The sequence below is a fragment of the Paraburkholderia aromaticivorans genome, from assembly GCF_012689525.1.
GTDB classification, from domain to species: Bacteria; Pseudomonadota; Gammaproteobacteria; order Burkholderiales; family Burkholderiaceae; genus Paraburkholderia; species Paraburkholderia aromaticivorans_A.
Window position 1 is genome coordinate 1,413,637 of record NZ_CP051516.1, and the last position, 12,736, is coordinate 1,426,372.

9 protein-coding genes are annotated in these 12,736 nt (G+C 62.7%); all 9 read left to right on the forward strand.

Features of this window, described 5'->3' with window-relative positions:
* The first annotated feature begins 35 nt into the window (after positions 1-35).
* The gene (locus HF916_RS34270; RefSeq protein WP_168793247.1) at positions 36-2,780 is read left to right on the forward strand and encodes a TonB-dependent receptor plug domain-containing protein; all 2,745 of its coding nucleotides are present in this window, start codon (positions 36-38) and stop codon (positions 2,778-2,780) included.
* A gap of 282 nt (positions 2,781-3,062) precedes the next feature.
* Positions 3,063-5,000, forward strand: a complete 1,938-nt coding sequence (locus HF916_RS34275) for an extracellular solute-binding protein (RefSeq protein ID WP_168793248.1) — start codon at positions 3,063-3,065, stop codon at positions 4,998-5,000.
* Between the two features lie 8 nt (positions 5,001-5,008).
* Positions 5,009-6,061: a microcin C ABC transporter permease YejB gene (locus HF916_RS34280; RefSeq protein WP_168793249.1), complete on the forward strand. Its 1,053-nt coding sequence runs from the start codon at positions 5,009-5,011 to the stop codon at positions 6,059-6,061.
* Positions 6,015-7,130 carry an ABC transporter permease gene (locus HF916_RS34285; protein ID WP_168793250.1) on the forward strand — a complete coding sequence of 372 codons (1,116 nt, stop codon included), beginning with the start codon at positions 6,015-6,017 and terminating at the stop codon, positions 7,128-7,130. Before HF916_RS34280 ends, HF916_RS34285 begins: the two co-directional genes overlap by 47 nt.
* Positions 7,127-8,794 carry an ABC transporter ATP-binding protein gene (locus HF916_RS34290; RefSeq protein WP_168793251.1) on the forward strand — a complete coding sequence of 556 codons (1,668 nt, stop codon included), beginning with the start codon at positions 7,127-7,129 and terminating at the stop codon, positions 8,792-8,794. The genes HF916_RS34285 and HF916_RS34290 overlap by 4 nt, the downstream gene beginning before the upstream one ends.
* A complete protein-coding gene (locus HF916_RS34295; RefSeq protein ID WP_168793252.1) occupies positions 8,787-10,223 on the forward strand; it encodes a TldD/PmbA family protein in 1,437 nt (478 codons plus the stop codon). The genes HF916_RS34290 and HF916_RS34295 overlap by 8 nt, the downstream gene beginning before the upstream one ends.
* Positions 10,223-11,584 (forward strand): TldD/PmbA family protein, encoded by a 1,362-nt coding sequence (locus HF916_RS34300; protein ID WP_168793253.1) that lies wholly within the window; start codon positions 10,223-10,225, stop codon positions 11,582-11,584. Before HF916_RS34295 ends, HF916_RS34300 begins: the two co-directional genes overlap by 1 nt.
* Before the next feature lie 4 nt (positions 11,585-11,588).
* Positions 11,589-12,170, forward strand: coding sequence for a GNAT family N-acetyltransferase (locus tag HF916_RS34305; protein ID WP_168793254.1), 582 nt, complete (start codon positions 11,589-11,591; stop codon positions 12,168-12,170).
* A 4-nt stretch (positions 12,171-12,174) separates the two neighbouring features.
* The gene (locus HF916_RS34310; RefSeq protein ID WP_168793255.1) at positions 12,175-12,723 is read left to right on the forward strand and encodes a GNAT family N-acetyltransferase; all 549 of its coding nucleotides are present in this window, start codon (positions 12,175-12,177) and stop codon (positions 12,721-12,723) included.
* The last annotated feature ends 13 nt before the right edge of the window (positions 12,724-12,736 follow it).

Here is a 12,736-nt window from a genome sequence, read left to right on the forward strand (position 1 = left end):
TGCTGTGGCCTTACTGACGAGCGAGAAGGGGAAAAATGAAACAAAGGGCATTGGCGCTGGCCATTAGAAGAATAGTCTGGGCTGAACTGGCGTTGTCGGCCGTAATCGCCGTACCGGCGTTTGCACAAAGCCAGCCGGCCACCACCGGCACGGCGGCAGGCGCGACGACGACGGAAAGCACCCCGGCAACGGGCACGGCTGCCACGCCGTCCGCGGATAGCAACACCGCGACGCCGACGGGCAAAGGGGTTCAGCAACTCAAGAAATTTGAAGTGACCGGGTCGCTGATCCGCACGTCGGACAAGGTCGGCAACACGGAAGTTCAGACCATCACGACCAAGGAAATCCAGCAAAGCGGTTATACGACCGTGGCCGACTTCCTGCGCGGCACGTCCGCGAACTCGGGGAGCAGTTGGGGCCAAACGACGATGAACAGCTCCGCGCAAGGCGGTGGCGGCATTGCATTGCGCGGTCTGAGCGAGAAGTACACGCTGGTGCTGGTGGACGGGCAACGGGTGGCGAATTACGGCAAGGCGGTGAACTTCACCGACACGTTCTTCGACGTGAATTCGATCCCGCTCAACATGATCGACCACATCGACATCGTGAAGACCGGTGCGGTCTCGGTGTACGGGTCGGATGCCATTGCGGGCGTGGTCAACATCATCACGAAGAAGGAATTCCAGGGTCTGCAGATCGATGGCCAGCTCGGCAAGGCGCAGCATCCAGGCGACGGGCAGGGTAACTTCAGCGTGCTCGGCGGTATCGGCGATCTGAATAGCGACCGCTTCAACGTAACGGCCGCCGCGAGTTACTACCGCGACACCGGCTCGTCGCTCGGCGATCGCGACATGACGGCGGGTCAGGACTTCAGCCAGTTCCCGGGCGGCCTCGCGGGCCCGCTCGGTCCGAACCAGCAGTCGTACTGGACCACGGCCGACGGCACCCACATGGCGCTCAGCCCCTGCCCTCCGGGCAGCGTGTCGGCGAACGGCGCGTCCACGTGTAAATCGAATCCGGCCAGCGCCACTTCGCTGGTGCCGGCGATCACGCGCCTGAACGCGAAAGTGCGCGGCACCTTCAAGATCAACGACGATGTGCAGGCTTATGCCGACCTTTGGGTGAGCCGCAACGAGACCGTGCAGAACGAAGGTTCGGCGGTGTTGAGCAGCCAGACCAACGCGTTCAACCCGGCCACCGGTTCGGCCTTGCCGCTGTCGCGCACGGTCTCGGGCACGAACCCGTACAACCCGTTCGGCGTGCCCACGCTGATCAACTACACGTTCCCGAACACCGTGTCGGCGGATACGGTGTCGACGTTCTGGCGTGCATCGACCGGTGTGAAGGGCTCGTTCACCACCGCCAAATTCGGCGATTGGGATTGGTCCGCGGATTACGGCCATTCGCAGAGCACGGTCGACACGACCTACGGCAACGCGCTGAATGTTGCAGGCGTCGAGAACATTCTGCAAAACGGCGTGTTCAATTTCTCGAACCCGTCGGCCACGCCGAATGGTTTGAACGGCGTGTTCCAGAACGACTACGATCAGGCGATCTCGAAGCTCGACAGCGTCACGGCGAAGACCTCGACGGGCAACCTGTTCAATCTGCCAGGTGGCCCGGTCGGTGTCGGTTTCGGTACGGAATTCCGTCACGAAAGCAACCTGATCAACTCGCGCACGTATAGCGCGCTTGGGATTACCGCGCCGGCCAACGTGCAGATGGTCGACGGCGAGCGCAATGTGGCTGCCGTCTACTATCAGGTCGATATTCCGATCATCCACAACCTGACGTTTACGCAGGCGGGCCGCTACGACCACTACAGCGACTTCGGTGGCGCGTTCTCGCCGAGCTTCGCATTGCGCTTCCAGCCGGTGCGGTCTGTCACGGCGTTCGCATCGTATAGCCGCGGCTTCCGTGCGCCGACGCTGGTCGAAAACTCGCAGGCAACCTATCTGGCTCACCAGAACCTGGTTGACCCGAACGACCCGAGCGGCACGCCGACCAAGCACTTCACGACGGAACAGGTCAACGGCAATCCGGCGCTGCAGCCTGAGCACACCAAGAACTACAACATCGGCTTCCAGCTTTCACCGGACTCGTCGACGGATATCGGTGCGGCGTTCTACAAGATCCACATTGACGGCGTGATCGGCACGGACGATCCGAACGCGGTGATGGATGCGAACAACCCGTCGAGCGTGATCCGCAATCCGGACGGCACGGTGGCCTTCATCAAGGAACAGTTCGTCAACCTCGGTTCGCTCGACACCGACGGCTTCGACATGAACTTCCGCAAGTCGGTGGGCACGAAGTACGGCACGTTCACGCTGGCAGGCGACTGGGCCTACGTGTGGCACTTCAAGCTGAATAGCCCGGGTGCGCCGACGCAGGACTTCGCTGGCAACAACCTCGCGCTGTTGCAGCCGTTCGGTGCGTCCAATCCGCGCTGGAAGGGTAATACCAGCCTCTCGTGGGATTACCGCAAGCTGACCACCACGCTGACGTGGCAGTACACCGGCCCGTACACCAACGCGGTGGCGTCCGAGTTCGGCGACGGCGGCACGCTGTCGGTGGCGTCGTACAGCCAGTTCAACCTGATGGCCACGTATCGCGGCTTCAAGAACTGGACGATCTACGGCGGTATCAACAACATCTTCGATCGCAAGCCGCCGTTCGACGTCGAGTGGCAGGCCACCCCGGATATCACGGGCTACGACCAGTCGCTTTACACTAACATCGGCCGCTTCTTCCAGGTCGGTGCGTCGTACCGCTTCTGAAGTCCTTGATGCTTGTGATGCACCCGCAGTCTGTCTAGTCGGCTGGCCGCTCCGGCTTCCATCATTGGTGCCGGAGCGGCGCAATTTTGTTAGCGACGTACTTTGGAGTGCCCGCGTGCACAATGCTCGTTCAGGACCACGGCGAGCGGCGGCGGCCAGTCAGCTGCGGCGCAGCGCTAGCGGGGAAAGCTACGGGAGCGACGGCGTCAGGCCGTCGCTCGCGCCGATTCGATTTACCGCGCGCCGGCCTGAAGCCGGCGCGCGTTCTTACGCATTCCGAAGATGAGACTTGTGAAGTTTCGCTGGCCGCGCCGCGTGCGGACTGCTGCGGCCGTGGTTGTGGCAATGCGGCGGCCTGGCACCGCCGCGCGAATCGCGCTGTGCGCAGGGGCGTGTCTGGCATTGAGCGCGGTCTGCGCGCAGGCGCGGCCCTCGATTGCGCAATACGACGAGCCCAAGTATCCCGCCGGCTTCACGCACTTCGACTACGCGGATCCCACGGCGCCGAGCGACGGCAAGCTCAGCTTCCAGAACTTCGACGAACTGCAGAGCTACGATTCGCTGAATCCGTTTCTCGTTCGCGGTGCGCCCGCGCCGGACATTCTGCATCTGATGTTCGATACGCTGATGCAGCGCAGCTGGGACGAACTCGCCTCCGAGTATCCGCTGATCGCCGACGATGTCGAGGTCGCGCCGGACCTCAGTTCGGCCACCTTCCACCTCAATCCTGCCGCGCGCTTTTCGAACGGCGATCCGATCACCGCAGCGGACGTCAAATACTCGTTCGACACATTGACGAGCCCGAAGGCCTCGCCGCTCTTCAATGCGCAGTTCTCGGTCATCAAAAGCGCGAGCGTGATCGACAAAAACACGATCCGCTTTGAATTCAGGCACGCCGAGCGCGACGCACCGCTGATCGCCGGCGATTTGCCGATCTTCTCGCCGAAGTGGGGCATGCGCGCGGACGGCACGCGTCTACCGTTCGACCAGATCGCGAACGAGCCGCCGATTGCGAGCGGCCCGTATCTGATCGAGTCGCGTAAGAACGACAAGCAGATCACCTATCGCCGCAACCCCGATTACTGGGCCGCGAATCTGCCGTCGCGGCGCGGCATGTTCCGCTTCGCGCGCATCACCTTCAAACTGTATCGCGATCACTACACGCAACTGGAAGCGTTCAAGGCCGGCGATGCCGACGCGATTGTCGAATACAGCGCGACGCAATGGGCGCGTAAATACGTCGGCAAGAACTTCGACAATGGATTGCTGAAAAGGGGGGAATTCTCCGACGGCCCCGCGCAGATGCAAGGCATGCTGATGAACCTGCGCAAGCCGATGTTTCAGGATCCGCGCGTGCGCCACGCGCTGACGATGGCATTCGACTACGACTGGATGAACCGCCAGATGTTCTACGGTCAATACCGGCGCACCAGCAGCTATTTCGCAGCGAGCCCGTTCGGCGCGACCGGCATGCCCGGTCCGAAGGAACTGGCCTTGCTTGAACCATTGAGAGCCAGCGTGCCGCCGGAAGTGTTCGGTCCCATGCTCAGGCAACCCACGACGATCGCACCGGATTCGTTGCGCGGCAACTTGCGCGTGGCGCGTGATCTGCTGGCGCAAGCCGGCTGGCACTATCGCGACGGCGCCTTGCGCGACGCCAACGGCACGCCGATGACGATCGAGATCATGGACGATCAGCCCGGCATGGATCGCCTGATCCTGCCGTATATGCAGGCGCTCGGCATGCTCGGCATTCAGGCGCATATGCGCGAGATCGATAGCGCGTTGTACCAGAAGCGGCTGGATAACTTCGAGTACGACATGACCACGTTCATCTATCCGCCGGTGACGATTCCCGGCGCGGAATTGACGCGCCGCTTCGGCAGCGCGGCGGCCTTGGAGGTCGGCTCGGAAAACTATCCGGGTATCCGCTCCAAAGCGGTCGACTCGCTCATTCACTCGGCGCTCTCCGCCGACAATCTCGACGACCTGGAAGCGGCGACCCGCGCACTGGATCGCGTGCTGATCTATTCGTTCTACCTGGTGCCGGAATATTACGCACCGGGCGCGCGAATCGGCTACAAGTCGACGCTCGGCCATCCTGCCAAAGTGCCGATGTCGTATCTTTACGAAGACTGGGTGATCGACTACTGGTACACGAAAACGCCGGCCGCCCAGACCGCATCTTCCACCGCGGCTACGGCCGCTACGGCTCACTGAGGCACAGCATGCTTGCCTACATTCTCAGACGATTGTTGTTGATGGTGCCGACCCTGCTCGGCGTGGTCACGTTGACCTTTGTCGTCACACAGTTCGTGCCGGGTGGGCCGGTCGAACAGGTGATGACGCAACTCCGCCACGGCGCTGGCCGTGGCGGAGAGGCGGGGGCGGGCGGCGGCGGTTATCACGGCAGCCAGGGCGTCGATCCGCAGCAGATCGAGCAGATCAAGAAGCAGTTCGGCTTCGACAAGCCGCCGCTCGAACGCTATCTGCTGATGCTCAAGCGCTACGCGACATTCGATCTCGGCCAGTCCTACTATCAGCACGACAGCGTGTGGGACGTCATCAAATCGAAGCTGCCGGTGTCGATCACACTCGGCTTATGGACAGTGCTGCTCACGTATCTGATATCGGTGCCGTTGGGGATCGCGAAAGCGGTGCGCAACGGCTCACGCTTCGATACCGTCACGAGCGTGCTGGTGCTCGCCGGCTATGCCATTCCCGGTTTCGTGCTCGGCGTGCTGTTGTTGATGTTCTTCGGCGGCGGCACATTCTGGCAGGTGTTTCCGATGCGCGGCCTCACGTCGGATAACTTCAACGATCTCAGCGCGTTCGGCAAGGTGCTCGACTATCTGTGGCACATCGTGTTGCCGGTCACGGCTTCGGTGGTGGGCAACTTCGCGATCGTCACCATTCTGACCAAGAACACGTTCCTCGAGGAAATCGGCCGGCAGTATGTACTGACCGCGCGCGCCAAGGGCGCGCCGGAGCGCGACGTGCTGTGGAAACACGTGCTGCGCAATGCCGCGATTCCGCTGCTCACCGGTTTGCCGGCGGCCTTCGTCGGCGCGTTTCTGAACGGCAATCTGCTGATCGAAACGCTGTTCTCGCTCGACGGCATGGGCCAACTGTCGTACGACTCCGTGATTCGCCGCGATTATCCGGTCGTGCTCGGTTCGTTGTTTCTGTTCACGCTGATTGCCCTCGTAACCAAACTCATTGCTGACGTCTGCTATGTCCTCGTCGACCCCCGCATCCAATTCAACCGCCTGGACCGCTGACGCGGCCGGCGCGGCGCACGCGGCGTCGCCGTCTCCGTGGCGGCGTACGTGGCTGCGTTTCAGGCAGCAGCGTCTCGGCTACTGGAGCCTCGTGATCTTCGTGTCGCTGTTCGCCATCAGCCTGCTCGGCGAGGTGTTGTCCAACGACCGTCCGTTGCTCGTCCGTTACGCCGGGCACTACTATTTTCCGATCGTGAAGGACTATCCAGAGACGCTGTTCGGCGGCGATTTCCCGGCGCGTGCCAATTACCTCGATCCGTATATCCGTTCGCGGCTCGAATCGAACGGCAACTTCGCGATCTATCCGCCGAATCATTTTCACTACGACACGATCGACTATTTCGCCGCGCATCCGTATCCGGCGCCGCCCACCGCGAACAACTGGCTCGGCACGGATCAGTTCGGGCGCGACGTGCTGGCGCGGCTGCTGTACGGCTTCCGCTTGTCGGTGCTGATGGCGCTGGCGCTCACGGTATCCGGTGTCGTGGTCGGCGTGCTGACCGGCGCGGTGCAGGGCTTTTACGGCGGACGCACCGACCTGATCGGCCAGCGCCTGATCGAAATCTGGAGTTCGATGCCCGATCTGTACCTGCTGATCATCTTCGCGTCGATCTTCGAACCCACGCTGTGGCTACTCTTCATTCTGCTGTCGATGTTCGGCTGGCTCGTGTTGTCCGATTACGTGCGCGCCGAATTTCTGCGCAACCGTTCGCTCGATTACGTCAGGGCTGCGCGCACCATGGGCCTCACTAACTGGCAGATCATGTGGCGTCATGTCTTACCGAATAGTTTGACGCCGGTGATCACCTTCCTGCCATTCCGCATGAGCGCCGCGATTCTCTCGCTGACCAGCCTCGACTTTCTCGGCCTCGGCGTGCCGCCGCCGACGCCGAGCCTCGGCGAACTGCTGCAGGAAGGTAAGAATAATCTCGACGCATGGTGGATCTCGATGTCGGCGTTTGCCGCGCTGGTGATCACGCTGCTGCTGTTGACCTTCATGGGCGACGCATTGCGCAATGCGCTCGACACGCGTTCGCGCGGTTCTGCTTTCGGCGGAGGTCCGCGATGACCACCACTCAGGCGCCGATCGCTCGGCCGTTGCTGGAAATCGACCGTTTCTCCGTGCGTTTCGGCGGCAAGGTCGCTGTGCATGAACTCAGCCTCTCCATTGCACGCGGCGAGCGCGTGGCACTTGTCGGCGAATCGGGTTCGGGCAAGAGCGTCACCGCGCTGTCCATTCTGAGGCTCGTCGAGCATGCCGAGTTGAGCGGCCGCATGTTGCTCGATGGCGAGGACCTACTGCAGAAAACCGAACAGCAGATGCGCGGTCTGCGCGGCGCGGATGTCGCAATGGTGTTTCAGGAACCGATGACGGCGCTCAACCCGCTCTTCACGGTCGGCAAGCAGATCGCCGAGAGTCTACGTCTGCACGAAGGTTTGCGGCCGAATGCGGCGCGTGAGCGCGGCATCGAGTTGCTCAGGCGCACGGGCATTCCTGAACCGGAGCGGCGCATCGACAGTTTTCCGCACCAATTGTCCGGCGGCCAGCGGCAGCGCGCGATGATCGCCATGGCGCTTGCTTGCCGTCCGCGTTTGCTGCTCGCCGACGAACCGACCACCGCGCTCGACGTCACCGTTCGCCAGCAGATCGTCGATCTGTTGATTTCGTTGCAGGAACAGGAGGCGGCCGAACGCGGCATGGCCGTGCTGCTGATCACGCACGACCTGAATCTGGTGAAGCGTTTTGCGCAGCGCGTCGCGGTGATGGAGAAGGGCGTGCTGGTTGAAACCAATACGACCGAGGCGTTGTTCGCGAGTCCACAGCATCCGTACACGCAGCGGCTGCTCGACAGCGATCCGCAACGCGCGGTCGAGCCGGTCGAGGAGGGCGCGCGCCGGCTGCTCGAAGTACAAGGCTTGGCCGTCGATTACCGCACGTCGGCAAAAGGCTGGCGGTCCATGTTCGGGCGCTCCACGTTCCGCGCGGTGCATAACGTCGATCTGAGCTTGCGGCGCGGTGAAACGCTCGGCATCGTCGGTGAATCGGGCTCGGGTAAATCGACGCTAGCCGCCACCGTGCTCGGCCTGCAGCAGCCGGCCGCCGGTCATATTCATATCGACGGCTTGCCGCTGTCCTCGCTCAAGACGGCGAGTTCGCGCCGCGCGCTGTATTCGCGCATGCAAGTCGTGTTTCAGGACCCGTTCGGCTCGCTGTCGCCACGCATGACGGTGGAGCAGATCATCGGCGAGGGTTTGGCTGTACATCGGCCGGAAGTGGATGCGAAGGCGCGGCGCGCGCGCGTCGGCACTCTGCTCGAAGAGGTCGGCATGCCCGCCGACGCGATGCTGCGCTATCCGCATGAATTCTCCGGCGGCCAGCGTCAACGCATTGCGATTGCGCGCGCGCTCGCGGTCGAGCCGGAATTGCTGGTGCTCGACGAACCGACCAGCGCGCTCGATGTCTCGATCCAGAAACAGGTGTTGAATCTGCTGACAAATCTGCAGAAAAAGTACAAGCTAAGCTATTTGTTCATTACGCACGATCTGGCGGTGATGCGAGCCATGGCGCATCGCGTGATCGTGATGAAGTCGGGACGCATCGTCGAAGCCGGCGACACACTCGATGTGTTGCATGCGCCGTCGCATCCTTATACCCAGTCGCTGCTGGCCTCGTCGCTCAATGGGCAGAAGCCTGGCGCCGCCGCAATTCATACGGGACACGCCAATGATTGACGAACGTTGGGCGCAGGCCGCCCAAACGCTGAAGAGCCGCGCGGCGTTCTGGTCGCTGCGCATTGTCGACGAACAGATCGACGACCACGAGATCCGCAACGACATCGCGCAGCCGCTGCGCACGGTGCGCGATCGCGGTGCGATGCTGATCGCGTGGGTAGGCGCGGGCGCGGGTTACGCCGCGACCGCGAATCTCTCGGCGGCCGGTTTGCAGGCGGCGCTCGATATGGCCACCGCACGCGCTGAGGCGAGCGCGGCCTTGTCGCTGATCGACCATCGCGAAGTCGCACGCCCGGTTGCGAGCGGCCAGTATGTGTCGCCGAATGCGCAACGCGCGTTGCCGAGCCGCGCCGAATGGCTCGAGCTTCTCAGCGCGGAATGCGCGGGCGCGAATCTCGACGCGAAAATTGTCGAACGTGTGGCGGCGGTGCAGATCACGCACACCGATCAACTCTATATCACCGGCGACGGTGTACGGATCGACCAGCAGTTCCGCTTCGTGATGCCGCAATTGAGCGTCGCCGCGCACGCGAACGGCGATACGCAAGTGCGCACGCTCGGCGGCAACTACGGCACGCTCGGACAGGGCGGCATGGAAGTGCTGGCGCGCTTCGGCTTCGAAGGCTCGGGCGCGCGCGTCGCTAACGAAGCGCTGCAATTGCTGGCCGCGCCGAATTGCCCGTCGGGCAAGCGCGATCTGTTGCTGATGCCTGATCAGATGATGCTGCAGATTCACGAATCGATCGGCCATCCGCTCGAACTGGATCGCATTCTCGGCGACGAGCGCAATTTCGCGGGCTGGAGCTTCGTCAAGCAGGACATGTTCGGTTCGTATCGCTACGGTTCGGAACTACTGAACGTCACCTTCGATCCGGAACTGCGCGAAGAAGCCGCATCCTACGCGTTCGACGACGACGGCACCGAAGCGCACAAGGAATATCTGATTCGCAACGGCGTGCTGGAGCGTCCGCTCGGCGGCGCGCTATCGCAACAGCGCGCACGCATGCCCGGTGTCGCGAACTCGCGCGCGTCGAACTGGAACCGGCCGCCGATCGACCGCATGGCGAATCTGAATATCGAGCCCGGCGAGAGTTCGCTGGAGGAGATGATCGGCAATATCGAACACGGCATTCTGATGCGCACCAACACGTCCTGGTCGATCGACGATCATCGCAACAAATTCCAGTTCGGCTGCGAGTTCGGCCAGTTGATCGAAAACGGCAAGCTCACCCAGGTCGTCAAACAGCCGAATTACCGCGGCATTTCGGCGAATTTCTGGCGCAGTCTGAGCGCGGTGGGCAATGCCGCCACGCGCGAAGTGTATGGCACGTCCATGTGCGGCAAGGGTGAACCGGCGCAGATCATTCGCGTCGGTCATGCGTCGCCGGCTTGCGTGTTCAGCAATATCGACGTGTTCGGGGGCGCATGATGAGCCAGTTCATCTCTTCGCGCGCCGCTACGTCGGTGGATTGGGAGCGGCATTTCACTTTGCTCGCCGATGCGATTGAGCGTCTGCAGCAAGGCGGCGAAACCACGCTCAGTTCATTTGCCGGCGAGCAGTCCGACTTCATCCGTTTCAATTCGGGCAAGGTGCGGCAGACCGGCAGTGTGTCGCAAGGCAAGCTGACTCTGCGTTTGATCGACGGCGCACGTCAGGCCTATTCCACGCTGACCGTATGCGGCGATCTGCAACAGGATCTCGACGAAGTGAGCGCCGCGCTTGCCACTTTGCGCGAAGGTCTGCGCGATGCGGCGGACGATCCGCATCTACTGTTCGACACGTCGAAATGGCAGCGCACCACGCAGCGCTCCGGCAAGTTGCCGAATCCTGATGGCCTCGCGCGCATCGTCGCGGAATGCGCGCAAGGGCTCGACTTCGTGGGCTTCTATGCGGGCGGCACCATCGTGCGCGGTTTCGCGTCGACGAACGGCAGCCGCGGCTGGTATGAAGTGGACAACTTCAATTTCAGCTGGTCGCTGTACGACCCGAGCGGCCGCGCGATCAAAACCACCTACGCCGGCGACGACTGGAGCGATGCCGTGTTCGCGCGCAAAGTCGAGCAGGCCGCAACCCGCCTTGCCGTGCTCGCGCGCACGCCGCGCGCGTTGGCGCCGGGCCGTTACCGCTCCTATCTGACGCCCGCCGCGTTGGCGGAACTGCTCGGCGTCACCGCATGGAGCGGCTTTTCCGCCCGCGCCCAGGCGAGTTCGCGCAGTGAGTTGTACAAGCTGCATGTGGGAGAAGTCGTAGTCGACCCGCGCGTAACGATCAGCGAAGATCTCAGTCTCGGCATCACGCCAGGTTTCAACGACGACGGCTACCTGCGCGACAGCGTCCCGTTGATCGAGGCCGGCCGCAGTGCCGAACGCCTGACCAACGCACGCAGCGCGCGTGAATACGGTTTGACGCCCAACGGCGCGCTGGCCAACGAGTCGCCGGCCGCGCTCTCCATGCAAGCGGGCGATCTGCCGGAAGAAGACGTGCTCGCCAGGCTCGATACCGGGCTCTATATCGGCAACCTCTGGTATGTGAACTTCTCGGACCGCATGAATTGCCGCCTGACCGGCATGACGCGCTTCGCGACGTTCTGGGTCGAGAACGGAGAAATCGTCGCGCCGCTCGAAGCCATGCGTTTCGACGACAGCCTTTACCGTTTGCTCGGCAGCGAACTCGAACAACTCGGCGCGCAAGCCGAACTGCTGTTGAGCGATTCGACGTGGGGCGAGCGCGCCACGGGCGGCATGCAATTGCCGGGCATTCTCGTGAGGTCATTCGAATTGACGCTATGAGCCTATGGATCAACACGAAAATACAAAATCAAAACCTGAGAGCTTGCCAGAGGGCCTGACGCTGCGCGCACTGCGCGTGGCCGACACGGAACAGTTTCACGCAATGCTGCAATTGCCCGTGGCGATGAACGGCAATCCGCAGGTGCCGTTTCGGACCATTGCCAGCACGCGCGAGTACCTGGAAAAATTCGACGCCCCTGGAATCGCGATCGCGGCGATGGTCGGCGACACGCTGGTCGGTCAGGCGAGCCTCAGCCCATTCAAGGGACGCCGCGCGCATGCCGCATCGCTTGGCATTAGCGTGCACGACGCATGGCAGCGGCGCGGCATCGGTCGTGCCTTGATGGCCGAACTGCTCGATCTGGCCGACAACTGGCTCGGTCTGCGCCGCCTCGAATTGCATGTCTACACCGACAACCACGCGGCACTCGCGCTATATCGCCAGTTCGGCTTCGAGATCGAAGCGCATCAGCGCGGTGCGGTATTGCGTCGCGGCGTGCTGATCGACTGTTATTTCATGGCGCGGCTGCGCGAGCCGGCGCCGTGGATGTCGCCGCCATCGGGCGCCCCTCTCGCAGCGGAATAAGACCATGAAAGAAACAAGGTTGCCGGACGACGCCTCACACGACGAATATATTATGGTGCGCGCGCTCGAATCGTCGGACATGGATGCGTTCGCCGAGATCATGAGCTTGCCCGGTGTGCGGCGCGGCACGCTGTCGGTCGGCTATCGCAGTCCTGAGCAACTCGCGGCGTGGTACGAGCGGCGCCTCAAAGGCGGCGTGAACGTCTGCGCGATTATCGACGGGCGCGTGGTGGGCCACGCCGGTCTCGAGGTCCACCGGCCGAGCCGCGCGCACTGCGCGCATCTAGGTCTGGCCGTGCACGACGCGTATCATGGCCGCGGTGTCGGCGCCGCGCTTTTGCAAGGCTTGATCGATTGCGCGGATGCGTCACTCGGTTTGCGCCGCATCGACCTCACGGTGTTTTCCGACAACGCGCCGGCCATCGCGCTGTATCGCAAGTTCGGCTTTGTCGAAGAAGGCCGTTCGCGCGGTTTTGCCCTGCGCGACGGCATCCTGGCCGACGTGCTGCATATGGCCCGCCTCGTCGACGCACCGCGCCTCCAGACAATCTGAACGGATTCATTGA